The sequence below is a fragment of the Microbispora sp. NPDC004025 genome (assembly GCF_053604425.1).
Genome location: NZ_JBSGHN010000014.1, coordinates 202,405 through 226,757, shown reverse-complemented (window position 1 = coordinate 226,757; position 24,353 = coordinate 202,405). Strand labels below are relative to the sequence as shown.

The 24,353-nt window shown below is 72.2% G+C and carries 22 protein-coding genes, 1 pseudogene and 1 riboswitch; of the genes and pseudogenes, 6 read left to right on the top strand and 17 right to left on the bottom strand.

Going from position 1 to position 24,353, the window contains the following annotated elements:
* Positions 1–44: 44 nt before the first annotated feature.
* Positions 45–137: riboswitch (glycine riboswitch) on the bottom strand.
* 72 nt (positions 138–209) lie between these two features.
* The 8 genes from ACWEQG_RS30350 to ACWEQG_RS30315 all read right to left on the bottom strand — a co-directional run bounded on the left by ACWEQG_RS30350 (position 210) and on the right by ACWEQG_RS30315 (position 8,318).
* On the bottom strand, positions 210–827 hold the full coding sequence (locus ACWEQG_RS30350; protein ID WP_363469592.1) for a MerR family transcriptional regulator: 618 nt from the start codon (positions 825–827) through the stop codon (positions 210–212).
* A gap of 155 nt (positions 828–982) precedes the next feature.
* Positions 983–1,453 carry a bifunctional nuclease family protein gene (locus ACWEQG_RS30345; protein WP_189179865.1) on the bottom strand — a complete coding sequence of 157 codons (471 nt, stop codon included), beginning with the start codon at positions 1,451–1,453 and terminating at the stop codon, positions 983–985.
* A 76-nt stretch (positions 1,454–1,529) separates the two neighbouring features.
* Positions 1,530–2,189: a transcriptional regulator FtsR gene (gene ftsR, locus ACWEQG_RS30340; protein WP_363469590.1), complete on the bottom strand. Its 660-nt coding sequence runs from the start codon at positions 2,187–2,189 to the stop codon at positions 1,530–1,532.
* 19 nt (positions 2,190–2,208) lie between these two features.
* Positions 2,209–2,712 (bottom strand): FHA domain-containing protein, encoded by a 504-nt coding sequence (locus ACWEQG_RS30335; RefSeq protein WP_079313913.1) that lies wholly within the window; start codon positions 2,710–2,712, stop codon positions 2,209–2,211.
* A 140-nt stretch (positions 2,713–2,852) separates the two neighbouring features.
* The gene (locus tag ACWEQG_RS30330; protein WP_363469588.1) at positions 2,853–5,357 is read right to left on the bottom strand and encodes a mannose-1-phosphate guanyltransferase; all 2,505 of its coding nucleotides are present in this window, start codon (positions 5,355–5,357) and stop codon (positions 2,853–2,855) included.
* Positions 5,358–5,360: 3 nt separating this feature from the next.
* On the bottom strand, positions 5,361–5,927 hold the full coding sequence (locus tag ACWEQG_RS30325; RefSeq protein ID WP_363469586.1) for a CDP-alcohol phosphatidyltransferase family protein: 567 nt from the start codon (positions 5,925–5,927) through the stop codon (positions 5,361–5,363).
* A 10-nt stretch (positions 5,928–5,937) separates the two neighbouring features.
* Positions 5,938–6,627 (bottom strand): response regulator, encoded by a 690-nt coding sequence (locus ACWEQG_RS30320; protein ID WP_452289934.1) that lies wholly within the window; start codon positions 6,625–6,627, stop codon positions 5,938–5,940.
* Positions 6,624–8,318 (bottom strand): histidine kinase, encoded by a 1,695-nt coding sequence (locus tag ACWEQG_RS30315; protein ID WP_452289932.1) that lies wholly within the window; start codon positions 8,316–8,318, stop codon positions 6,624–6,626. Before ACWEQG_RS30315 ends, ACWEQG_RS30320 begins: the two co-directional genes overlap by 4 nt.
* A gap of 283 nt (positions 8,319–8,601) precedes the next feature.
* Here ACWEQG_RS30315 and ACWEQG_RS30310 point away from each other — a divergent pair.
* Positions 8,602–9,060 (top strand): annotated as a pseudogene (locus ACWEQG_RS30310) (class I SAM-dependent methyltransferase); the annotation flags it as partial.
* 38 nt (positions 9,061–9,098) lie between these two features.
* Positions 9,099–10,280: an acyl-CoA dehydrogenase family protein gene (locus tag ACWEQG_RS30305; protein ID WP_346229669.1), complete on the top strand. Its 1,182-nt coding sequence runs from the start codon at positions 9,099–9,101 to the stop codon at positions 10,278–10,280.
* Between the two features lie 17 nt (positions 10,281–10,297).
* Here ACWEQG_RS30305 and ACWEQG_RS30300 read toward each other — a convergent pair whose 3' ends face one another.
* The 3 genes from ACWEQG_RS30300 to ACWEQG_RS30290 are packed head-to-tail and all read right to left on the bottom strand — an operon-like array spanning position 10,298 to position 12,762.
* The gene (locus ACWEQG_RS30300; RefSeq protein ID WP_452289930.1) at positions 10,298–11,083 is read right to left on the bottom strand and encodes an enoyl-CoA hydratase/isomerase family protein; all 786 of its coding nucleotides are present in this window, start codon (positions 11,081–11,083) and stop codon (positions 10,298–10,300) included.
* Entirely contained in the window at positions 11,080–12,027 is a 948-nt protein-coding gene (locus tag ACWEQG_RS30295; RefSeq protein WP_452289928.1) for an alpha/beta hydrolase, read from the bottom strand. The genes ACWEQG_RS30300 and ACWEQG_RS30295 overlap by 4 nt, the downstream gene beginning before the upstream one ends.
* A gap of 39 nt (positions 12,028–12,066) precedes the next feature.
* Positions 12,067–12,762 carry a gamma-glutamyl-gamma-aminobutyrate hydrolase family protein gene (locus ACWEQG_RS30290; RefSeq protein ID WP_452289926.1) on the bottom strand — a complete coding sequence of 232 codons (696 nt, stop codon included), beginning with the start codon at positions 12,760–12,762 and terminating at the stop codon, positions 12,067–12,069.
* Between the two features lie 295 nt (positions 12,763–13,057).
* Here ACWEQG_RS30290 and ACWEQG_RS30285 point away from each other — a divergent pair, with 295 nt between their 5' ends.
* Entirely contained in the window at positions 13,058–14,167 is a 1,110-nt protein-coding gene (locus ACWEQG_RS30285; protein ID WP_452289924.1) for a globin domain-containing protein, read from the top strand.
* A gap of 80 nt (positions 14,168–14,247) precedes the next feature.
* Positions 14,248–15,324, top strand: coding sequence for a WD40/YVTN/BNR-like repeat-containing protein (locus ACWEQG_RS30280; RefSeq protein ID WP_452289922.1), 1,077 nt, complete (start codon positions 14,248–14,250; stop codon positions 15,322–15,324).
* 48 nt (positions 15,325–15,372) lie between these two features.
* Here ACWEQG_RS30280 and thyX read toward each other — a convergent pair whose 3' ends face one another.
* From thyX to ACWEQG_RS30255, 5 genes are all read right to left on the bottom strand, one after another.
* The gene (gene thyX / locus ACWEQG_RS30275) at positions 15,373–16,155 is read right to left on the bottom strand and encodes an FAD-dependent thymidylate synthase (protein ID WP_363474114.1); all 783 of its coding nucleotides are present in this window, start codon (positions 16,153–16,155) and stop codon (positions 15,373–15,375) included.
* A 91-nt stretch (positions 16,156–16,246) separates the two neighbouring features.
* Positions 16,247–17,035 carry an ABC transporter permease gene (locus tag ACWEQG_RS30270; RefSeq protein ID WP_452289920.1) on the bottom strand — a complete coding sequence of 263 codons (789 nt, stop codon included), beginning with the start codon at positions 17,033–17,035 and terminating at the stop codon, positions 16,247–16,249.
* Positions 17,032–17,868 (bottom strand): ABC transporter ATP-binding protein, encoded by an 837-nt coding sequence (locus tag ACWEQG_RS30265; protein WP_452289918.1) that lies wholly within the window; start codon positions 17,866–17,868, stop codon positions 17,032–17,034. Before ACWEQG_RS30265 ends, ACWEQG_RS30270 begins: the two co-directional genes overlap by 4 nt.
* A 134-nt stretch (positions 17,869–18,002) precedes the next feature.
* Positions 18,003–19,202: an amidohydrolase gene (locus ACWEQG_RS30260; protein ID WP_452289917.1), complete on the bottom strand. Its 1,200-nt coding sequence runs from the start codon at positions 19,200–19,202 to the stop codon at positions 18,003–18,005.
* A gap of 58 nt (positions 19,203–19,260) precedes the next feature.
* Positions 19,261–21,435: an anthranilate synthase component I gene (locus ACWEQG_RS30255; RefSeq protein ID WP_452289915.1), complete on the bottom strand. Its 2,175-nt coding sequence runs from the start codon at positions 21,433–21,435 to the stop codon at positions 19,261–19,263.
* Between the two features lie 244 nt (positions 21,436–21,679).
* Between ACWEQG_RS30255 and ACWEQG_RS30250 the strand changes: the two genes are divergently transcribed.
* The gene (locus tag ACWEQG_RS30250; protein WP_452289913.1) at positions 21,680–23,359 is read left to right on the top strand and encodes a CocE/NonD family hydrolase; all 1,680 of its coding nucleotides are present in this window, start codon (positions 21,680–21,682) and stop codon (positions 23,357–23,359) included.
* 51 nt (positions 23,360–23,410) lie between these two features.
* Positions 23,411–23,914 carry an NUDIX domain-containing protein gene (locus tag ACWEQG_RS30245; protein ID WP_452289911.1) on the top strand — a complete coding sequence of 168 codons (504 nt, stop codon included), beginning with the start codon at positions 23,411–23,413 and terminating at the stop codon, positions 23,912–23,914.
* 40 nt (positions 23,915–23,954) lie between these two features.
* Here the strand turns inward: ACWEQG_RS30245 and ACWEQG_RS30240 are convergent.
* On the bottom strand, positions 23,955–24,353 hold a 399-nt coding region (locus ACWEQG_RS30240), incomplete at its 5' end, for a tetratricopeptide repeat protein (protein ID WP_452289909.1).

Below are 24,353 nucleotides of genomic sequence, written 5' to 3'. Positions count from 1 at the left end.
CGGTGAGGCGCCGCCTGGCCGGCGGGCCTGCTTTTCAGAGTCGCCTCGTCCGTGCGGTACGGATGCCTGAGAGATTCCGGGGAGGTTTGCTCCTTCGGCGCCCCTGAACGTCCAGAGGTCTCTCCCGCACGAGGTCGTCGGCCTTGTCACTCTACCCGCTACGGGAGAGCCGACTCCCCTCGCTCCTTGCTCAGTGGATCACAGGGACCTCAGCCGGTCCTGCGGGCCTTTCTCCGGCGGGCCAGCTCGTCCGCGGGATGGTCCCCCTCCGCATCCGAAGCGGGCTCCGCGCGCTCACCCGGAAGCTCGGCCAGCGATCCCTCGACCTCGCGCCAGACCCGGCCGAGCGCGATGCCGAACACGCCCTGACCGCCCTGCAGCAGGTCGATCACCTCGTCCGCGCTCGTGCACTCGTAGACGCTCACGCCGTCGCTCATCAAGGTGATCTGGGCCAGGTCGTTGACGCCGCGGTCGCGCAGATGCCGTACGGCGGTGCGTATCTGCTGGAGGGAGACCCCCGTGTCGAGAAGACGTTTGACGACCTTCAGGACGAGGATGTCGCGGAAGCTGTACAGTCGCTGGGACCCGGATCCCTGGGCGGCCCTTATCGTCGGGAGCACCAGTTCGGTCCGGGCCCAGTAGTCGAGCTGACGGTACGTGATCCCGGCCGCCGCGCACGCCGTCGGCCCGCGGTATCCGATGCCCTGGGGCAGCGCCGTCGGCTGCTCGTCGAACAGCAGACCCTGTTCGCCGGCGCGCTCGCGCGCCGCCTGCCGAACCGGGTCGTGCTGGCCGGCCGACTTACCCTCGCCGCTGCTGACCGCCACTGCGGACCTCCGGCTTTCTCTCATCCCACGGTCTGATCTGGGGGTTCGTGAATTACAACCGTGGTTTCCCTTGCACCGTAGGACCGGGGCCATCGTCAGTCAACGACCCCGTCCGGCGCGTCGTGAAGCGTAATCTCCCGAAATCGTCCGGCACGTCAGCCCGCCCTGCCGAAGTCTTCCGGCGTGATTTTGTCCAGGAACTCGCGGAACTTCTCCACTTCGTCTTCCTGGTCGTCGGGCATGCTCACGCCCGCCTCCTGGATCACGTCCTCACTCGCGTAGATCGTCGCACCCGTACGCAACGCCAGCGCGATCGAGTCCGAAGGACGGGCGCTGACCTCCACGCCGTTGGAGAAGACCAGGTCGGCGAAGAAGATTCCATCGCGGAGCGCGACGATATTGACGGTGCGCAACCGCACCCCCAAGGCCTCAATGACGTCACGGAACAAGTCGTGGGTCAGCGGCCGGGGCGGCGGCTCCTCCGCCTGGGCCAGCGCGATAGCGGTCGCCTCGGTCATGCCTATCCAGATCGGAAGGTACCGATCGCCGCTCGTCTCCTTCAGGAGCACGATCGGCTGGTTGGTGGGCATCTCAACGCGAACCCCCACGACCTCCATCTGCAACACGGGCGGCTCCGTCTCAAGCGTCGCGGCATATCACCAGGCATTCAACGTAACACCCACGGAGGAGCGGATGTGCCGGTCACCGCCCCAGAACGCCGCGAACACTCCCACGCAGTAACGCATTGTGCACTTCCTGGAGAAGTCCGGAGATCTCCCGTGCGGTCTCGTCCGCCTCCGCGATCGCCCCCGGCGCCTTGCGCCGCAGCAGCGGGGCCACCGCCTGCTCGATCAGGCCGGCCTCCCGCTCCACCGCCGCGCGGACCGCTCTCAGGTGCCGCGCCCGCAGGCCGAACCGCGACAGCGCCCCCACGCTGCGCGCGATCTCCAGCGCCTCCCCGTCGTACCGGCGCGCCACGGCGGCGACCAGGCCGAAGCTCTCCATCTCGGCCAGGGTCTCCTCGTCGATGCCCGCGGCCTCGATGAGCTCCTCCCGGCTGAGACGCACGGGCGGGACGCCGTCGGAGACGACGGCGTGCGGACGGGCCGCCTGCTCGTCCAGCTGGTCCTTGATGACCCGCAGCGGCAGGTACTGGTCGCGCTGCGCCCGCAGGATGTACCGCAGGCGCTCGACGTCGTTGTAGGTGAACTTGCGGTACCCCGACGGGCTCCGCTGGGGCTCGATCAGCCCCTCACCCTCCAGAAACCGGATCTTGGAGACGGTCACGTCCGGGAACTCGCCCTGCAGCAGGGCGAGCACCTCCCCGATGCTCATGAACGCCCGTACGGCCTGCGCGCTCATGACTCCTCCTCCTCAGCGATCACAGCCCTCCGGGACCACGCGTGAGGAACACCAGCCGGAACTTGCCGATCTGCACCTCGTCCCCGCCCTGCAGCGGCGACTCCTCGATGCGCTCCCGGTTGACGTAGGTGCCGTTGAGGCTGCCCACGTCACGAACGGTGAACTGGCCCCCACGCCGGTAGAACTCCACGTGCCTCCTGGACACGGTCACATCGTCCAGGAAAATGTCGCTTTCCGGGTGGCGACCCGCCGTAGTGAGGTCGCTGTCGAGCAGAAACCGGCTGCCGGCGTTCGGGCCCCGCATGACCACCAGGAGAGCCGTGCCGGGAGGCAGCTGCTCGACCGCCGCCCTGTCCGGCAGAAGCGTCTGGCCCGTCTCCGCCTCGAGCGCCTCGAGCGAGATCGTCGAGGTCGTGTCGGCCGCGACGGGCGCGGGAGCGCTCAGCGGCGAACCACATCGTGAACAGAAACGGGCATCCTCGGGGTTGGCATGACCGCACTGCGTGCAGTAGACGCTGGGCATCGAACGGCTCGGCCTCTCTCACGACTTGCTCTAGGACTAGCTCAAACTGCGAATGCCGCAACTTACGCTGATCAGGCACAAAGGTCAAGACCGCGACTGGGCGCGGACTGACCAACGCTACAGCCAGCGGCGGTTCAATGTCATCTAGCTCCGGCCGCTTGTTCGACGACGTGGGCCCAGCGTTCCAGGAGGGCCTGGGCGGTGTCCATGTCGTGGCCCTCGGCCCACAGGTGGGTGACGGCCTCGGCGGGGTCGGGCAGGACGAGCGCCCAGCTGCCGTCGTCCTCCACGACGCGGACGCCGTCGGTGGTGTCGAGGCGGTGGCCCTCGGCCGCCTCGACGACCGAGCGCATCACCGCGCCCTTGTGGGCCCAGGGCGTCGGGACGGTCCGCTTGAGCAGCTTGGCCTCCGGGATCCGGGCGTCGATCTGGCTGAGCGACAGCCGGGTGCGCGCGACCAGGCCGAGCAGGCGCAGGAACACCGCCAGGCCGTCCACGGTGGGCGCGAACTCCGGGACGATGAAGCCGCCCTTGCCGTCGCCGGCGAAGATCGTGTCGGGGTGCCGGGCCGCCTGCGTCAGCGTGTCGAGGCTCGTGGCCGTCCAGTCGACCTGCACGCCGTGGAAGCGGCACACCATCTCCGCCACCCGGGTCGTGGTGACCGGCAGGGCCACCCGCCCGCCCCGCCGCTCGGCCGCGACCAGGTCGAGCACGACGAGCAGCGCGCGCTCCTCGCTGATGAGCTGGCCCATCTCGTCCACCAGGGAGACCCGCTCCCCCACGGGGTCGAACCGCACGCCGAAGGCGGCCCGCGCCGAGGCCACCAGCTCCGCCAGGCGCTGCAGGTCGCGGCGGCGCTCGGCCAGCGTCTCGGTGGGCGAGGCGTCGTCGAGGCGGTTGTTCACGGTCAGCACGTCGACCCCGGCCCGGCCGAGCAGGCTCGGCAGCACGAGTGAGGAGGTGCCGCCCGCGCAGTCGACCACGACCTTCATCTCCGTGTCCTTCACGCCGGACATGTCGATGCAGGCCAGCAGCTCCCGGGCGTAGGTGTCGACGGCGCGGGCCGGGAAGGTCAGCTCGGCGATCTCGCCGGGGAAGGCCCGGCGGTACTCCTGCCGGGAGAAGACCCGCTCCAGCTTGCGCTGGGCCGCCTGGGACAGGTCGGCCCCCGTCTCGTCCATGAAGACGATGTCGACGCTCTGCGGATCGCCCGCCGTGGTGCGCACGGCGATGCCGCCCCGGACGTTCTCGCGGGAGGTGTTGAACCGGGCGACCGGCAGGGCGGCGGCCTCCAGGTCGACCACGTTGATCGCGCTGGAGTTCAGCGCGCTGATCACCGCCCGCTTGAGCGCCCGCGCCGCGCGTGAGGCGTCGCGGGAGGTGACGACCGTGTCGCCCTTGCGCAGTGTCGTGGCGTAGGCGCTGGCCAGCCGTACGCACAGCTCCGGGGTGATCTCGACGTTGACCAGCCCGGAGACCCCGCGGGGGCCGAACAGGCTGCGCTGGCCGCGCGACTCCCAGATGACGCTGGTGTTGACGACCGTGCCCGCCTCGATCGTCTTGAACGGGTAGATCTTCACGCCGGAGGAGACGTACGCCTCGGCCTCGATGACGCACTCGTCGCCGACGACCGCGTTCTCCTCGATCCTGGCGCCGGTCATCACGTCGGTGTTCTTGCCGATCACGCAGCCGCGCAGGTGGGCGGCCGGGCCGACGTACACGTTGTCGCTGACCACCGCGCGGTGCAGGAACGCGCCCTCCTTCACGACGGCGTTGCTGCCGAGCACGGTGTACTCCCGCAGTTCGGCGCCGGCCTCGACCTTGGCGTAGTCGCCGACGTAGAGGGGGCCCTTGAGCACCGCGTCGGGGTCCACGGACGCGCCCTCGGCGGCCCACACGCCCGGGGCCAGTTCGAAGGCGTCGAAGTCGACCTTGACCTTGCCCTCCAGCACGTCGGCCTGGGCCTTGAGGTAGCTCTCGTGCGTGCCGACGTCCTCCCAGTAGCCCTCGGCCACGTAGCCGAACAGCCGGCAGCCGCGTTCGAGCAGCCTGGGGAAGATGTCGGACGACCAGTCGACCGACTGGCCGGGGGCGATCTCGTCGAGGACCGACGGCTCCATGACGTAGATGCCGGTGTTGACCGTGTCGGAGAACACCTGGCCCCAGGTGGGCTTCTCCAGGAAGCGCTGGATGCGGCCGTTCTCGTCCACGATGATGATCCCGAACTCCAGCGGGTTGGGCACGCGCTTGAGCCCGATGGTGACCAGCGCCCGGTTCTCGCGGTGGAAGCGGAGCATGTCGGTCAGGTCGATGTCGGTGAGCGCGTCGCCCGAGATGACCAGGAACCGGTCGTCGCGGAGCTTGTCGGCGGCGTTCTTCACGCTGCCCGCCGTGCCGAGCGGGACCTCCTCGGTGGCGTAGTGGAGGGTCATGCCCAGTTCGTCGCCGTCGCCGAAGTAGTTGCGGATCAGGGCGGCCAGGAACTGCACGGTGACCACCGTCTCGGTGAACCCGTGCCGCTTCAGCAGCCGGAGCACGTGTTCCATGATCGGCCGGTTGATGATGGGGAGCAGGGGCTTGGGCTGGTTGGCGGTCATCGGCCGCAGCCGTGTCCCCTCCCCGCCCGCCATGACGACGGCCTTCACGGGTCACCCCTTCGTTAGCTGGCGCACCTGTACGACATACAACACCCCCGCCCACCAATACAGACCAGTTCCCCAGATGGCGAAGGCCCATCCGAAGATCGCGGCAATCTCGGCGTACCAGCCCTCGTGCGAGGCGAGGAACAGCAGCGGGAACGCGTACATCAGGGCGGCCGTGCCCGCCTTGCCGAGGAAGTGGACGGGCAGGGCAGGGCCGTACCCGTGCCGCCGCAGCAGGGGCGGGATCCACAGCATCAGCACGTCGCGCAGCGGCACCGCGAGCGCCAGCCACCAGGGGACCACGTCCCGCAGGACCAGGCCGACCAGGGTGGCGAGGATGTAGAGGCGGTCGGCGAGCGGGTCGATGAGCCGGCCGAGCCTGCTGATCTGGTTCCAGGCGCGGGCGAGCTTGCCGTCGAGCCAGTCGCTGAAGCCCGCGAGCGCCAGCAGCGCGATGGCCCATCCGTCGGCATGGGGACCCAGCACGAGCCAGAGGAAGACGGGGACGCCGAGCAGCCGCAGGGCGCTCAGCAGGTTGGGCACCGTCCAGATCCGGTCCTCGGCAGCGTTCACGCCCCGAACCCTACATGCCGCCCTTGCTGCCGCTTCCCGGAGGATCCACGGGGTTGAACGCCGTGTCGACCAAGCCGAACCGGTGCGCCAGCACCGCCGCCTGGGTGCGGTTGCGCAGCCCCAGCTTCTCGATGAGCGCGGCGACGTGGCTCTTGACCGTCGTGACGCCCACGTGCAGCCGGTCGGCGATCTCGGCGTTGGACAGGCCCACCCCGACCAGGGTGAGCACCTGTGCCTCGCGCTCGGTGACGCCGGGCGGCAGCGGCGCCGCCTGACGCTCGGCGGCCAGGGCCCGTTCGACGACGCGCCGCAGCACGGACGGCGCGAGCGGGGGCTCCCCCGCCGCGGCCCGCCGTACGGACTCGACCATGCGGGCGGGCGGGTCGTCCTTGACCAGGAACCCGAGCGCGCCCGCGCCCAGGGCGGCGTAGAGGTTCGCGTCCTCGGAGAAGGTGGTGAGCACGACGATCCGGGCGGACGGCTGGGCCGCGAGGATCCTGCGGGTGGCCTCAAGGCCGTCGACGCGCGGCATCCGCAGGTCCATCAGCACCACGTCGGGGCGGTGCCGCTCGGTCAGCCGTACGGCCTCGGCCCCGTCGGCGGCCTCCCCGCACACCTCCATGTCCCCGGCCGCCTCCAGCATCATCCGGACGCCCGCGCGCACCAGGGCCTGGTCGTCGGCGACCACGACGCGGATCACGCGAACCTCCCCATCTTGCGACACGCCGATCGGCTCTCGCCCGGGACGGGCAGCGAGGCGGTCAGCCGCCAGCCGCCGTCCCCGGCCGGTCCCGCGGTGACGTGCCCGCCGAAGGCGCGGGCCCGCTCCCGCATGCCGGCGATGCCCTGGCCGTGGGACGGCAGCGCCTCCGGGGGACGGGAGGTGCCGGGGCCGTTGCGCACCTCCACCGTCAGCGCGTCCGGGCGCATCGCCACGCTGACCTCCGCGCGGGCTCCCGGCCCCGCGTGTTTGAGCACGTTCGTCAGTCCCTCCTGGACGATCCTCGCCGCCGACGCCCGCACCACCAGCGGGGCCCGCTCCGCCTCGGCCGACAGGCGCAGGTCCACCAGCAGACCGGCCGCCGACATCCGGGCCACGGCGTCGCGCAGCACGTCGTCCGGGTCGGCGAGCATGTCGGCGAGCGCGAGATCGGCGCCCGGATCCGGGCCGGGGCCGGGGCTCAGGGCCTCGCCCGGGTCGCGCAGCACCGCCAGCAGGCCACGCAGGTCCTCGAGCACACGGTGGCCGGTGTCCCTGATGTCGGCCAGCGCCTCGGCGGCCGGCCCGCTCGCCCCGGCGTACTGCGCGGCGCTCGCCCGCAGCACCATGGCCCCCACGTGGTGGGCCACGATGTCGTGGACGTCCCTGGCGATCCGTTCCCGCTCGGCGAGCCGGCCCGCCCTGGCCCGCTCCGCGGCCAGCTCGGCGGCGTGTCTGGCCTGGGCCTGCCGCACGCCGACGTAGCGGCCGATCGCCACGGGGGCGGTCACCATCGTCATCAGGGCGACCACCCGGAAGGGCGTGATGTCGGCGGGGTCGTCCACGACCACGACCGCGGCGACCGAGCAGGTCAGCGCGTACGCCGCGGCCAGCCACGGCCAGGCGGCGCGGGTCGCGAAGACGCCGAGGGCCACCAGGGTGAGCAGTTGCAGGCTGCTGCCGGTCCTCGGCGCGTATTGGTCGGCCAGGAGCAGCGCGGCGCTCTCCAGCAGCAGGACCGCGCCGGGCAGGTGCCGTACGACGCCCAGCGCGAGCCCCGCGAGCATCACCCCGAGCGCGACCGCCCACACGGGCACCGCGCCGCCGTGCCAGTAGGGCCAGGTGGTGAGCACCGACAGCGCGACCCCGCCGCCCGCGAGCAGCAGGTCGAGCAGCGGCGCCGGGTCCTCCTTGCGGCGTCCCTCCTGCCCGCGCAGATAGCGGCCGATCAGCACGGGAGCCGCGATCAGTCCGGTGGAGTAGAACCAGGTGTTGCCCGTGAGGGCGACGCCGGGGTCGGCGAGGTTCACCGCCGTCGCGGCGGAGGCGAGCACGGCCGCCGGCGCCGTCCAGCGCCAGCCGCGCGACCGGGCCAGCACGCCCACCGAGATCGGCAGCAGGACCTGCAGGGTGTTGACGGTGAACGCGCCGAGCTGGTCGCAGATCACCAGCAGCGCGGACAGGTAGACGGCCACCGGCCCGGGCCACCGGCGCAGCAGGCCCATCGGCAGCCCGGCCAGCAGCGCGAACCCCATGCCCACCCACACGGGCACGGAGCCGCTCCAGGAGCCGGCGCTGACGAGCACGTCGAGCCCGGTCCCGCACACCGCCAGCCCGATGTCGAGGGCCGCCCCGCGCGGGAACGCCAAGGGCCTGCCGGTGAGGATCGGGCGCGTCGGGGGCCACCGCATGAGGGAACGCTACCGTCCGCCCGCGTGGTGGCCGGTCCTCCGCCCGGAGGACTGCCCTCCTCCTTCTGGCCGGTGCCGCCCCGCCGACCGGCCGCCACGTCGGTCCGGACGGCGGGCGGCCGGGCCGTGGACGCGGGCCTAGCGTCGCGGCATGACCAGCGAATCAGCGATTCTCTTCGGACAGTTCCTGCGCTCCCCCGCCGCGACCGGGGCGGTCGCGGCCAGCTCACGACGGTTGTCGGAGGCGGTGTGCGTGCCGGTGCCGGAGCGCGGCGACCCCGTCGTGGTCGAGCTCGGGCCGGGCACCGGCCCCTTCACGGCCGAGATCCAGCGCCGGCTCGGCGGGCGGGGACGGCACCTGGCGGTCGAGATCAATTCGCGGCTGGCCGGCCGTCTCGCCGCCCGCTGTCCGGGGGTCGAGCTGGTGGTCGACGACGCCGTGCGGCTGCCGGAGCTGCTCGCCGACCGGGGCGTGGCCGCCGCCGACGTGATCGTGAGCGGGCTGCCCTGGGCGGCGTTTTCCCCCGCCCACCAGGCGGGCCTGCTGCGCGCGGTGGTCGCCTCGCTCGCGCCGGGGGGCGCGTTCACGACGTTCTCCTACGTCCACGCCCGCGCCCTGCCCGCGGCCCTGCGGTTCCGCCGCGGACTGGGCCGGGCGTTCGAGGAGGTGGTGGCCGGGCGGACGGTGTGGCGGAACCTGCCCCCCGCCTTCGTCTACCACGCGCGCCGCCCCCGCCGATGATCTCGCAGCCCGCCGAATGTCGTTCTAGAGTGGCGGGCATGGACTTCACGCTGCCGGAGAGCGCGCAGGCGGTGCGCCGGGGCATCGCGGACATCTGCTCGCGCTACGACATGGACTACTGGCAGCGCTGCGAGGCGGACAAGCGCTGGCCGGAGGAGGTCTGGGCCGATCTCGCCAAGGGCGGCTGGCTCGGTCTCGCCGTGCCCGAGGAGTACGGCGGAGGCGGACAGGGCCTGCTGGAGCTGGCCGTGGCCACCGAGACCCTGTCGGCCTCCGGCTCCGCCGGCGGCTCGGCGTTCATGTACGTGCTGACGCCGGGGTTCGGGGCGCTCACGCTGGCCAGGCACGGCACGGCCGAGCAGAAGGCCGCGCTGCTGCCGAAGCTGGCCACGGGCGAGATCGAGACCTGCTTCGCGCTGACCGAGCCCGACGCCGGGTCCAATTCCCTGGCGATCTCGACCTTCGCCCGCAGGGACGGCGACGACTTCGTCGTCAACGGCCAGAAGATCTGGATCACCGGGGTGCAGCGGGCTGCCTGGATGCTGCTCGTCACCCGGACGATCCCCGCGGCGGAGGCGAAGCCGCGCACGGACGGGCTGACCGTTTTCCTCGTGAACGTGCCGGAGGCCGTGGCGGCGGGGCGGTTGTCCTACCGGCCGATTCCGAAGATGGGCGCGAACACCACGCCGTCCAACATGGTCTTCGTCGACGACCTGCGGCTGCCCGCCTCCAGCGTGCTCGGCGAGGTGGACCGGGGCGTGGCCGTGCTGTGGGACGTGCTGAACCCGGAGCGGATCCTGCTGGCGGCCAGTGCGCTCGGCGGCGCCGAGGTCGCGCTGCGGGTGGGCGTGGACTACGCGAGGCAGCGGGAGGTCTTCGGCCGCCCCATCGGGGCCAACCAGGCCATCGCGTTCCCGCTGGCGCAGGTCAAGGCCAAGATCGAGCTGGCCAGGCTGATGCTGTACAAGGCCGCTTGGTCGTTCGACAACGGGCTGCCCTGCGGCACCGAGGCCAACATCGCCAAGCTGACGGCCTCGCAGGCCGCGTGGGAGGCCGCCGACGCCGCGTTCCAGACCCACGGCGGCATGGCGTACTCGCTGGAGTATCCCGTCGCCCGGCTGCTCGCCGACGCGAGGATCGGCAGGGTCGCGCCGGTGACCGAGGAACTGCTGCTCAACTATCTGGCCACTCAGGTGCTCGGCCTGCCGAGGAGCTTCTGACCGCTCACGCGCGGGGATCAGGACCGGAACCGAGGCGGGCGCTTCTCGCGCAGGGCCCGCACGCCCTCGGCCGCGTCCGGGCCGGTGAACCCGAGGAACTCCATCGCCAGCGACGCGTCGAACGACGGCCCGGCCATGCGCAGCCAGTTGTTCAGCGCGTGCTTGGTGAGCCGGATCGCCTCGGCCGAGCCGGCGGCCAGCCGGGTCGCGATCTCCAGCGCCCTGTCGTGGACCTGGTCGTCGTCGACGCACAGGCTCACCAGGCCCATCGCCTCGGCCTGCTCGCCGGTGACCGGCTCGCACAGAAGGAGGTGGTACTTCGCCTTGGCCATGCCGCACAGCAGCGGCCAGATGATCGCCGCGTGGTCGCCCGCCGCGACGCCGAGCCGGGTGTGGCCGTCGATGATGCGGGCCGTCCGCCCCGCGACCGAGATGTCGGCCAATAGCGCGACGGCGAGCCCCGCCCCCACCGCCGGGCCCTGGATCGCGGAGACGACCGGTTTGGAGCAGTTGAGCACGTTGTAGACGATGTCGCGGGCCTCGGCGAAGACCTCCAGGCGCGTGGCGTGGTCGCGGATCATCTCCTCGATCATCGACAGGTCGCCGCCCGCCGAGAACGCCTCGCCCTCTCCGCGCACGATCACCGCCCGGACGCCGTCGTCGCGGTCCACGTCGCGCCAGACCTCGGCCAGCTCGCGGTGACCGGTGCGGTCCACGGCGTTGCGCCGGGACGGCTCGCTGATCACGATCCGCAGGACGCCGTCGGCCGCCCACTCGGTGCGCAGCTTCTCGTACTCCCTCACGACGCGGATCCCGGTCCTGAGGGCAGGCGCAGCGCGTCCCTGAGCCGGGCCGCGAGGAGATCGCGGCCCTCCAGCGCCTGGTCGAAGAACCCGGGCAGGCCGAGGAAGCCGTGCAGGGCACCCTCGAAGCAGTGGTACTCCACGGGTACGCCCGCCCCGGCGAGCGCCCGCGCGTAGGCCTCGCCCTCGTCGCACAGCGGGTCGCACTCCGCCGTGATCACCGTCGCGGGCGCCAGGCCCGACTTGTCCGGCAGGTGGAGCGGCGCGAGACGGGGGTCACGGGGGTCGGCCCCGCCCGCGTACTGCTCGATGAACCACCGCATCTCGGCGGCGTCGAGCCCGAACCCCTTCGCGTACGTCACGTAGCCGGGCATGTCGCCCGAGACGTCGACGACCGGGTAGATCAGCGCCTGGTGGACGAGGCGCAGCCCGGCGTCCCTGGCCAGCCAGGCCGCCACCGCCGCGAGGTTGCCTCCGGCGCTGTCGCCGACGACCGCCACCCTGCGGGGGTCCGCGCCGTAGGAGGCGGGACGGGCGTGCACGTCGCGGACCACGGCGAAGGCGTCCTCGGCGGCCGCGGGGAACGGGTGCTCGGGGGCGAGACGGTAGTCCACCGAGACGACGACCGCTCCGGTCCGGTGGGCGAGGTCGCGGGCGAGGGCGTCGTTGCGCTCGACGCTGCCGAAGACCCAGCCGCCGCCGTGGAAGTACACGAGCACCGGCAGCGGACGCCCGTCCGGCTCCGGGCGGTAGATCCGGACCGGCACCCCCGCCGCCGTCTCGTCCCTGACCTCCGGCAGGCCGATCCGCGGCCCGCGCTGCCCGGCCACGCCGTCCAGGGACCGCATCCGGACGATCTGCTCGCGGGTGAGGGAGGCGACGTCGACGCCGAGATCCGAGGGGAACAGCTTGAGGTAGGCCTCAGCCTGGGGATGCAACGCCATGCCCCGCACAGTAACAGCGCCCGCCTGCGGCCCCGGAGATCACGGGCGGGCCGCGTCCACCAGCGCCTCGACGAGGCGGTTGTCGGCGCCGCGCTCGGGGTGCCACTGGACGCCGACCGCGAACCGGTGCCCCTGCAGTTCGACGGCCTCGACGATCTGGTCGTCCGCCCAGGCCACCGCGATCAGGCCGGTGCCGAGCCGCCGGACGGCACGGCGGTGCGCGCCGGTCACCTCCGCGCGGTCGCCGACGGCCTTGCCGAGCCTGCTCGACACGCTGACCGTGACCACGTGCCCGGCGCTCTCGTGGCGGTCGTGGCCGACGGCCTCCCGCAGCGACGTGATAAGCGTGCCGCCCTGGGCGACGTTGAGCACGTGCATGCCCCGTGAGATCGCCAGCAGCGGCACGTCCGCCTCCACCGCCGCCTGCGCCAGCGCCGTCTCGAACCGGTCGCGCTGGGGCTGCGGCCCGCCGAGCCCGTCGTCCGGTTCGTCGGCCGGGACCTCGCCGTACAGCGCGGGGTCCACCTCGACGCCCCCGGCGAGGACGACCGCGTCCAGGCGGCGCACGTAGTCGCCGGCGGACACCGGGCTCAGCGGCGGCAGCAGGACCGGCGCGCCGCCCGCCTTCTCCACCGCGCGCGCGTACGCCCGGGGCGAGACCGCCGCCTCACGGACCCATGTGCCCCAGCGCGCGGCCTCGAGGTAGGTGGTGATGCCGACGATGGGACGCGCCATGGGCCATCTCCTGGGGTGTGCGAGCAGGCAGGCCCATCATGGCGCAGATCTTTCCTCTGTTGGCCGATTTTCACACTAGTCACACCAGTCACAGCATGAGCGTCACGATAAATAACGAAGTGTTCACAGTCGGTTGCCTTGCGGGGAATCGGTTGTGGCGCCCGGGAGCGAGTGGAACACTCCCGGTTGAGCGATCGGTCGAGCCGGGGCCGCCGGCGCTCGTCACCCGGAACCGTCAGGGAGGTGGATCGACAGACCGGAGCACGATTCCGGTCCCTAGGGTGGGACACAACTGATGCCGCTGAATCCGCGCCTCGTCAAGGAGAGCTTCTCGGTCGTCGAACCCGTCGCCGGGAAGGCCGCGGGGTACTTCTACGGACGACTGTTCACCCACTGCCCGCACATGCGGGGGATGTTCCCGCCGGGCATGGAGGTGCAGCGCGACCGGCTCTTCAACGCGCTCACCAGGGTCGTCTGGATGCTCGACAGCCCCGAGGGGCTGGCGTCCTATCTCGCCCAGCTCGGGCGGGACCATCGCAAGTACGGCGTGTCCCCCGAGCACTACACCGCCGTGGGCAGCGCCCTTCTCGCCACCATCAGGCACTTCGCCGCCGACATCTGGACCGAGGAGATCGAGGCCGCCTGGACCGAGGCGTACGCCATGGCGGCGAAAATCATGATCGACGCCGCCACCGCGGAACCGACCCCGCCCTGGTGGCTGGCCGAGGTGACCGACCACGAGCAGCGCACCCGGGACATCTCGGTGCTCACGCTGCGGCCCTCGCAGCCGATGGACTTCGTCCCAGGCCAGTACGTCACGGTCCAGACGGCCAGATGGCCGCGGGTGTGGCGGCGCTTCTCCATCGCGAACGCGCCCCGCCCCGACGGCACGCTGCGCCTGCACGTGCGCGCGGTGCCGGGCGGCTGGGTGAGCACCGCGCTGGTCCGCCACACCCGCGTCGGCGACCAGCTCCTGCTGGGCCCGCCCGTGGGCACGATGACGCCGCCCGAGTCCGACCGGGACATCCTCTGCGTCGCCGGGGGCACCGGCCTCGCGCCGATCAAAGCCGTCGTCGAGCACGTCATCGCCTCCGGCGACCGCCCGAACATCCACCTGCTGTTCGGCGCCCGCCACGCGCGCGACCTGTACGACATGCCGGACCTGGCGAGGATGGAGGCCGCCTTCCCCTGGCTGCGGGTGATTCCGGTGGTCTCCGACGACCCCGCCTTCGACGGGATGCGCGGCCGGCTCCCCGACGTGGTCGAGAGGTTCCACTCCTGGGCCGACCACGAGACGTACGTCTGCGGCCCGCCCGCGATGGTGAACGAGACCGTACGGCGCCTCCAGTGTTCGGGGGTGCCGCTGTCACGGATCCACCGCGACCCGGTCCAGAGCACCGCTTGACCGGAACCGCGAGCGGGCAGGAGGGCTTCCTGGCAGGATCGAGTCGAAAACACGATCGAAATCGGCACATGGGAGGACCAATGCCCGCACTGCTCGCCATCGGCACCCGAAAGGGACTGTTCCTCGCACGCTCCTCGGGAGACGGGAAATTCGAGGTCGAGCCCGTGCGGTTCTCCACGATCGGGATCCACTCGGTCGCGATCGACACCCGCGGGAGCACACCCCGCCTTCTCGCCGGGATCGAATACGGCCACTTCGGCCCGTCGGTGATGTGGTCCGACGACCTCGGCGAGACGTGGCAGGAGGCGCCGGCCCCGCCGGTCGCCTTCCCCGAGCGCACGGGGGCCGCGCTGGCCCGGGTGTGGCAGCTCCAGCCGTCGCCGGCCGAGCCGGACGTCGTCTGGGCGGGCGCCGAGCCCGCCGCGCTGTTCCGGTCGGAGGACCGCGGCGCGACCTACACCCTGGTCGACGGCCTGTGGGACCACCCCACCCGGCCGCGGTGGCAGCCCGGCGGCGGCGGCCTGTGCCTCCACACGGTGATCCCCCATCCCAGCGACCCGCGGCGCATCGGCGTCGCCGCCTCCGCCGTCGGGTTCTTCCGCAGCGACGACGCGGGGGCCACCTGGCGGCCGTCGAACAAGAACATCCGCGCCCCCTTCCTTCCGGAGGGCGCGCAGTATCCCGAGTTCGGGCAGTGCGTGCACAAGGTGGCGCAGCATCCCGCCGCGCCCGAGCGGCTCTACCTGCAGCACCACTTCGGGGTCTACCGGTCCGACGACTTCGGCGACTCCTGGACGGAGATCGGGTCCGGCCTGCCCTCCGACTTCGGGTTCCCGATCGCGGTGGACCCGGACGACCCCGACCGGCTGTACGTCTTCCCGCTGCACGGCGACGTCGACCGGACGCCGCTCGGCCACCGCTACCAGGTGTTCCGCAGCGACGACGCCGGGGCCACCTGGCAGAGCTTCTCCGCCGGGCTGCCCGAGGGCCCGCTGCACGCCTCGGTGCTCAGGGACGCGATGTGCGCCGGGCCCGCCGGCGTGTTCTTCGGCACCCGGGACGGCGAGGTGTACGGCTCGGCCGACGCGGGCGAGAGCTGGTCGCTGCTCGCCCGCCACCTGCCCGACGTGCTGTGCGTGCGGGCCGCCGTCCTCTGACCCGCCGCGCGGCCGCGCGGTCGCCCTTCTCGGGGCGACCGCGGCGGCTCAGACCTTGCGGTATCCGGGCACCCAGGCGCCGTCCTCGACCACGTAGTCGCCGAACAGCGCCGGGGCCTCCTCCCGCATGATCTCCCCGATCCGGCCGAAGACGACGCGGATCTCCTCCTCGGCGCCGGCGGCCGTACGGGCCTCGATCGTGTGCCGCAGGGTGCGCACGTTGGCCGTCCAGACCAGACCGGTCGCGACGCCCTCGGGCGCGAAGCGGCGCATGAACGAGGTGCGGTGCTTCTTCTCCGCGAACGGCACGCCGTCCTCGTCCAGCCCGAAGTGGGCCGCCATCCAGGTCTGGAACTCCTCCATCCGGTCGAGCATCTCGGTCGCCCGCTTCATCAGCTCGGCGTCCTCGCGCGCCCACTCGGGGAACCAGAACGGGATGTCGCTCAGCCGGACGAACCGCAGCGACTCCTGCGAGATCGCCACCCCGGGCCGGTGCCGCACCAGCTCGTGGGTGAACACCCGTGAGACGTTGTGCAGCACGAAGCTGAAGCTGATGTGCTCCAGCACACTGCCGTGCGCGGACGCGAGGATGTTGCGCAGGTACGCCTCCTGGTCGGTGCGCACCCTCGTGACGTTCGGGTTCAGCCCCGGCTCGAACGACCGGTAGCACAGCCGCCCCGCGAACTCGGCGAGGTTCTGGGCGTCGAACTCGCCGCGCTCCAGCCGCTCCAGCCAGCTTTCCCCGCCGATCTCCTGGAGGTAGCGGGCCAGCTCGTCGTAGTCGACGGACGGTTTGGCGACGAGGAAGACCTCGGGCTCGACGCTGCGCATGCACAATCCCCGTGAAGTGGTGCCGGTTGGTGACCGTCCAAGCAAACCAGTTCGAGCCCACGATCGCGACCCGGCCCCCGATCGGCGACGGTCAGGTTATGTCCCGCCGGACCGTGGTGGCGGTGGCCACCGCGGCGAACAGCAGGCCGTAGGCGACCAGGACGAGGGCGCCCGCCCAGGCGGGCAGCCATTCGGGCCGGCCCAGGCCGGTGTCCACGTCGATGCTCATCAGCGCCTGGGCCGCGCCGGCCGGCAGCCACTTGCCCACGCCGTGCAGCGCCGGGATCGCCGTGAAGATGCTCTCGACCACGTACGACCAGACGATGGCGGCCACGATGCCCGCGATCTGGTTGCGGACGAGCGCCCCCAGGCCGATGCCGAACAGCGCGTACAACGCCAGGGTCGCGAGGATGCCGATGCTGATCTGCGGGACCCGCGAGGCCGACAGCGAGAACTCGCCTCCGGCGATCGTCACGGCCGGGATCACCGTGACCGCCTGGAAGACCAGCACGGCCAGGCCGAACAGCGCCCCCACGATCAGCCCGGCCACCAGCTTGGCGACGATCACCAGGCCGCGCCGGGGGGTGACGAGGAAGGTCCCGGTGATCGTCTGGTAGCGGTACTCGGAGGTCATCAGGACGACGCCGAGGATCATCACGAAGATGCCGGCGCTGGACCCGCCCGACCAGGCGATCTCCGTCCACTGCGCGGAGTCCAGCGCGGGCAGCGCGCCGCCGTTCTGGCTCACCCCCGCGAACGCCATGAGGAAGCCCAGGCTCACCCCGACGAGCAGCAACGTGACGATCAGCATGATCCACCACAGCCGGGTGGTGAACAGCTTGCGCAGCTCGGCCCTGACGAGGCCGGGGATGTCACTCATCGCCCCTCCGTGAGCTCGAGGAAGACCTTCTGCAGGTCGGACCGCTCCTGCGCCACCTCGGTGAGCACGATCCGCCGGTCCAGGGCGACCTGGCCGATGGTCTCCGCGTCCAGCCCGCGCACCCGCAGCAGGCCGTCGTCCACGCGTTCGATCGTGGCGCCCGCCGACTCCAGCGCGGGGGCGAGGTCGGCGGCCTGGGCGGTGCGCACCCGGATCACCTCTCCTCCGTTGCTGGTGAGCTCGGCGAGGCTGCCCTGGCGGACCAGGCGGCCCCTGGCGATGATCACGACGTTGTCGACGGTCTGCTCGACCTCGGCCAGCACGTGGCTGGAGACGAGCACGGCCGCCCCCTCGTCGTGGGCGAGGTGGCGCAGGAACCCGCGCAGCCACTCGATGCCCGCGGGGTCGAGGCCGTTGGCGGGCTCGTCCAGGATGTACACCCGGGGCCGGCCGAGCAGGGCCGAGGCGAGCGCGAGCCGCTGGCGCATGCCCAGCGAGAAACCGAGCACGCGCTTGTTCGCGGCGTCCGCGAGGCCGACCTGCTCGAGCGCCTCGTCGGCGCGGGCGTCGGGCAGCCCGGCCGCCGTGCACAGGACGCGCAGGTGGTTGCGGGCGGTGCGGCCGGGGTGGAAGTTCGTGGCCTCCAGCACGGCGCCGACCTCGGTCACCGGGCGGGGGAGCGTGACGTAGCGCTCGCCGTTCACCAGCGCCTCACCCGAGTCGGGGGTGACCAGGCCGAGCAGGGAGCGGAGCGTGGTCGTCTTACCGGCTCCGTTGGGACCGAGATATCCGGTGACGGATCCGGCCTCGACGCTGAACGAAACGCCGTCCACAGCCCTCACCGGCCCGAACGACTTAATCAGATTTTTTATCTCTATAGCAGCCATCGGGCGCGATTATTCCGTGCCGTAGATCGTAAATCATCCTCATAAAGGAGGATGATTTCGGCTCGGACGGATCCGGGATTTCAGAGGCGGTAGACGCGGCGGGCGTTGCCCGCGCCGATCATGTGGGCGATCCGGGCCGCGTCGGCCGTGCTCCACTCGCCCTCGGCGATCCGGTCGCCGAGCACGCGGGCCAGGCCCCGGCGGTGGTGAAGCGCGCCCAGGAAGCACAGCTCGGCGGCGCCGTGACAGCCGGAGCCGTACATCTGCTTGTGGAACGGGACGAGTTCGAGCAGCTCACGCAGGACGTGGGCGGAGCCCGCGGCGGTGTGCGCGACGGCGGGCCCCGCGTCGACGTACACGTGCGGGAAGACGCCCGCCAGGTACGCCGCCTGCCGGTGGTAGGGGTAGCAGTGCAGCAGGACGACCGGCACCCCGAGCGGGGCGAGGGCGCGCACGAACCCCGTCAGCAGCGCGGGATCGGCCAGGTGAGCGGCGGCCCCGGCGTCGTACGGGCCCGTGCCGGCCGGACCCCAGCCGGACAAGCCACAGTGGAACTGCAGCGGCAGGCTGCGCTCCCTGGCGACGTCGACCGCCGCCCAGAGCAGGTGCCGTACGAGGACGGGGTCGTCCAGGCGGGCCTTGGGGTCGGCGAGCCTGCGGCCGGCCGCCGCGATCACGCTGCCGCGGGAGGGCCGGGAGGGGTCGAAGCCGAGGCCGCAGCGGTGTGCCGCGACGGACTTGAGCGCGGCGGCCCGGCCCGCGCGCGCCGCGAGCTCGTCCCGCAGCAGTCCGGCGTAGTCGGCGGCGGGCAACCCGGCCTCGGCGACGTCCTGCTCGACCTGCTCCAGCCGGACGATCTCGTCGGCGGCGGCCGCACCGAGCCGGCCCATCTCGGCGGGCGAGAGCACCCCGGGGACGTCGAGCCCCGAGTCGACCAGGAAGGCCGACACCCCGGCGCCGCGCAGCAGCCGCCGGTTGACCTCGGCCGCGCCGAGCTCGGCGCGGCGCGACAGGTAGACGGTGGCCGAGGCGTGCGGCTCCAGCCCGAGGACCGGCGCGCACCAGCGGCGGATCGCCGCGCCGGCAGGCGTGTCGAAGTGCGTGGTCCCCGGCGGCGCCGGCGTGCCGCCCTCGCCGATGAGCTGCTCGAACCCCGACCTGGTGGTGTCGTCGCGGCGCACGCCGTGACAGTGCTGGTCCACCATGGGCGCGAGCAGGGCCGCCCGCACCGCGTCGGGCAGGGCAACGGGCAGCTGTTCGTCGGGTCTCGGCTCCGGCACGGCAGTGGACTCTACGGCTCCCCCGCCGCGCCGGCGCCTCCCCCGACCGCCTCTTTACTCAGTCATGGCGCGCGCAAAGCCGCAGGACGTTCGCGATGATCCTCGCACCGGCGCCGCCCTGCGTGGTCAGGATCGACTCGGGGTGGAACTGCACGCCGAAACGCAGGTTCTCGGTGTCCTCGATCGCCATCGCGGCGCCGTCCTGGGTGAACGCGGTGACCCGGAAACCCCTGACCCCCGGCTCCTTGGCGTGCAGGGAGTGGTAGCGGGCCGCGACGAACTCGCCGGGCAGCCCGTCGAGCAGCGCGCTGTCGCCCTCGCGGCGGACCCGGCCGCGCTTGCCGTGCTCGGGGTACGGCAGCAGTTCGAGCGTGCCGCCCGCCTGCTCGACCATGGCCTGCAGGCCCAGGCACACCCCGAACACCGGCAGCCTCCTGGCGTACAGCGCCTCGATCAGCGCCGAGCAGCCGAAGTCGGACGGCCAGCCGGGGCCGGGCGACAGCACGACCAGCGTGGGCGCGATCTCGTCGAGCTTGTCCAGCGGGAAGCCGTGCCGCAGCGTGACCACCGAGGCGCCCTGCTGGCGGAAGTAGTCGGCGAGGGTGTTGACGAAGGAGTCCTCGTGGTCCACGAGCAGCACCCGGTGGCCCTCGCCCGGCAGGTCGGCCCTGGGCTCCGCCCGCGCCTCGTCCCGGGGGCGGGCGGCCGCGGCGAGCGCGCCGAGGAGGGCGCTGGCCTTGAGCTCGGTCTCCCGCTCCTCGGCCTCGGGGTCGGAGTCGTACAGCAGCGTCGCCCCGGCCCGCACGGTCGCGACGCCGTCGCGGATCTGCGCGGTGCGCAGGGTCAGGCCGGTGTTCATCGAGCCGTCGAAGCCGATGAAGCCGACCGCGCCGCCGTACCAGCGCCGCGTGGTCTCCTCGTGGTCCTCGATGAACTGCATGGCCCACGTCTTGGGGGCGCCGGTGACGGTGACGGCCCACATGTGGGTGAGGAACGCGTCGAGGGCGTCGAACTCGGGGCGCAGCCGGCCCTCGATGTGGTCGACGGTGTGGATCAACCGGGAGTACATCTCAATCTGGCGGCGGCCGATCACCCGGACGCTGCCGGGGACGCAGATGCGCGACTTGTCGTTGCGGTCCACGTCCGTGCACATGGTCAGCTCCGACTCCTCCTTCACGCTGGACAGGAGCGTGCGGATGGCCTCGGCGTCCTCGACCGGGTTGGCCCCTCTGGCGATCGTGCCGGAGATCGGGCAGGTCTCCACCCGGTCGCCGCTCACCCGGACGTACATCTCGGGCGAGGCGCCCACCAGGTGCTCGCCGTCGCCGAGGTTGAGCAGGAACTCGTACGGCGCGGGGTTCTCCGTGCGCAGCGACCGGTAGAAAGCGGCGGGGTCGGTGCAGGCGCCGTGGAAGACCTGGCCGGGGACGACCTCGAACAGGTCGCCGCGCTGGAACTTCTCCTTGGCCTTGGCGACGACGTCGGCGTAGGTCCCCCGCACCGGGTCCGGCGGGATCTCGCGGGGCGCGACCAGGGGGACCGCCTCGCCGGTGCGCTTCAGGCCGCTGGTGGAGACGCCGTCCACGGTGAAGTCGTAGCAGTGCTCCACGCTGGTCTCGCGGACCCGGTCGATCACGACGAGCCGGTCGGGCAGGTGCAGCACCAGGTCGCGCTGGTCGCCGGGCCGGGTCAGGCGGTAACGGATCGGCTCGAACTGGAACGCCAGGTCGTAGCCGAAGGCGCCGTACAGGCCGAGGTGCGGGTCGTCGGACCGGAAGGCGGCGATGATCTCGCGGATGGCGGTGAAGACGGTGGGACGGCGGCTGCGCATCTCCTCGGGCAGCAGGTCCTCGGACTCGGCGACGTGCACCTCGACGTAGCCGGGGGTCGGCTCGCTCTCCGGCTTGCCCGCGGCGAGCAGGCAGGAGGCGACGGCGGGCAGCACGACCTCGCCGCGCTCGTTGAGCGCCCGGGCGGATATCCGCCGGCCGCGCGCCACGATCTCCAGACAGGGGTCGACGTAGCCGAAGGCCCATCTGCTGTAACGGCCCGGGTAGTCCATGCCGGAGGAGAAGGCGCCGCCGCGCCGCTCCCCCAGCGACGTGACGATCTCCTCCAGTGCCTCCTCGGACACCTCGCGCACCCGGCGCTCGACCGCGATGCCGCCGGCCGTGGTATATCCGCTGATCTCCACTGTCCACGCCCCTTTTTTCGTATGCCCCGGGGCGGACATACAGAAGGCCGCCTCTCACGGGGCGGCCGGTCTCCAATACGAATGCGAAAACGCCGCCTGCTAGCGGCGCCACCACTGGGAGGGTGCAGGAGTTCGCATGCGGTAAGGGTAGCCGTGGGAGCCGCGATCATGCAACGCGACGCGACTGGAAGCGCGAGAACCGGATAGATATTCTGTTACTGGTCGGAAACTCCACTCTCGGCCGGGCGCGAGATTGCATCCCGGGCCGGAAAGGAGGGGCGTGATGGTCCGCGTGCCGGCCGGACTGCCACCGCACCGCCGCGTCCCGCAGGCCTCGGGCGGACTGGGGGGACCGCGAAGCCCGAGCGGCCCGCCGGGCCACCGGGTCCGGGTGCGCAGGAACGTGCCCGTGCCGATGCCGGACGGCGTGACCCTCCTGGCCGACCACTACACCCCCGTCGGCGCCGACCGGCCGCCGACGATCCTGATCCGCACGCCGTACGGGCGGGGCGGCGTGGTCGGGTGGATGTACGGCTGGACCTTCGCCCGGCACGGATTCCAGGTCCTGCTGCAGAGCTGCCGGGGCGGTTTCGGCTCGGGCGGCCGGCTCGACCCCCTGGCCCACGAGCAGGAGGACGGCCTGGCGACCGTCGAGTGGATGCGGGCGCAGTCGTGGTACGGCGGCGGCTTCGCCATGCACGGGCCCTCCTACCTGGGCTACACCCAGTGGGCGATCGCGGCGCAGACCCCCGACCTGCGGGCGATGGCCGTCCAGGTGACCGCCTCGTGCTTCCGCGACGCCGCGTACGTCGGCGGGTCGTTCGCGCTGGAGTCGACGCTGATCTGGACGACGCTCACCGCGCACCTGGAGGGCAGGCTGAGCGGCATGGCCGCGTTCATCGCGCCCAGGCGCACGCGACGGGCCGTGCTGTCGGGCCTGTCGGGCCACCCGCTGCCCGAGCTCGACGTGCTGTCGGCGGGCAGGCCGCTGCCGTTCTTCCGGGAGCTCGTGGCCCACCACGGCGAGGCCCTCTGCACGTATTGGGACAAGAGGGACTTCTCCGCGTCGGTGGGCGAGGTCGGCGCCGAGATCACGATGACCGGCGGCTGGTATGACGTGTTCCTGCCCTGGCAGCTCAAGGACTACGCGGCGCTGCGGGCGGCGGGGCGGCGGCCCCACCTCACGATCGGGCCGTGGTACCACGCCGACATCCGTCACGGGCGGGCGGCCAACGCCGACGCCCTGGCCTGGTTCCGCGCCCACCTGCTCGGCGACCCCTCGGGGCTGCGCCCCTCCCCCGTCCGCCTGTACGTCACCGGCGCGAGCGTGTGGCGGGACGAGCCGGACTGGCCGCCGCCAGGCATGCGGCGCGAGCGCTGGCATCTGCAGCCGGGCTTCGCCCTGTCTCCGGACAACCCGGCGGGCGGCGAACCGGACCGTTACCGCTACGACCCCGCGCACCCGACGCCGGTGATCGGCGGCCCGGTGCTGATCGGCAACTCCGAGCCGAGGGACAACCGGCGGCTGGAGGCCCGGCGTGACGTGCTCGTGTACACCTCGGAAGCGCTCGCCCGGGACACCGAGATGATCGGCCCGGTGAGCGCCGAGCTGTTCGTGCGCACCGGCAGGGAGCACACGGACTTCGTCGTGCGGGTGTGCGACGTGCACCCCGACGGCGCGTCGATGAACGTCTGCGAGGGCGTGCGCCGGCTGACGCCGCAGCTGCGGGCCGACGAGGACGGCGTGCGCCGGGTGGAGATCGACCTGTGGCCGATGGGCCACCGGTTCCGCCGCGGGCACCGCATCCGGGTGCAGGTGGCCAGCGGGGCCTACCCGCGCATCGCCCGCAACCCGGGCACCGGCGCGCCGCTGACGGCCGGCACCCCCATGGTCGCCTCGGACCAGGAGATCCTGCACGACCCCCGCCACCCCTCGGCCGTGATCCTCCCCGCGCTGCCCTGAGCCGATCGGCACGCCCGGCGTCCGCGCCCGGGCGCTGCTACCCTCGCGATCATGGCGATCAGGAACTCCTGCTGTTCCTTCTGCGGAGCGGCCTACGCGCCCGGCTTGCCCTGGCCGAGGACCTGTCAGGAGTGCGGCAACACCAGCTACCTCAACCCCCTGCCGGTCGCCGTCATGGTGCTTCCGGTGGACGACGGCCTTCTCGTGGTCCGCCGGGACGTCGAGCCGCACCGCGGCCTGCTCGCCCTCCCCGGCGGCTTCATCGACATGGGCGAGTCCTGGCAGCAGGCCGCCGTACGGGAGCTCCGCGAGGAGACGGGCGTCGCCGTCGACGCGGCCGGCGTCCGGCTGTTCGACACGGTCAGCGCGCCCGACGGCACCGTGCTGGTCTTCGGTCTCGGGCCGCGGACGACCGCGGACGCCCTCCCGCCGGTCGCGCGCACCGCGGAGACCAGCGAGTGGCTGGTCATCGACGGCCCCCGAGAGCTGGCGTTCCCGCTGCACACACAGGTCGTGGCCCGCTATTTCGGCTCCGGCCGATCGTCGTGGGCGTGACGGCCGCGAATCCGACGGCGCATCAAGGAGGTCGCTCTCGTCAGCCTGCTGTGGCGGAGGGTGGCTCCTTCATCCAGGCCGGGACGTCCTGGCCGGTGACGAGGCGGAACTCGTCGGCCACCGCGGTGGCGTCTTTCGCGTAGGCGAGACGCAGCAGGTGGGTGACCCAGCCGACGATGTCCTGGGCGACGTGCTCGGGCAGTTCCCGCGACGCCGGCAACGCCTCGACCAGCGGGGTTACGGCGGCAGCGAATCGGGAGTTCTCGATCCACACATACCCGCGGGCCGCGAGGCATTTGACGTAGTCGGGCAGATAGGCCTCCCGGTTCAGCTCGACCAACTCCCGGCACAGGCGGAGGGCCTCCTCACTGACCGGAATCGCCTCGGCCCACTGCCCGACATCCGCCAGCAGGCTCGCGTGATTGTTCAACGACATGGC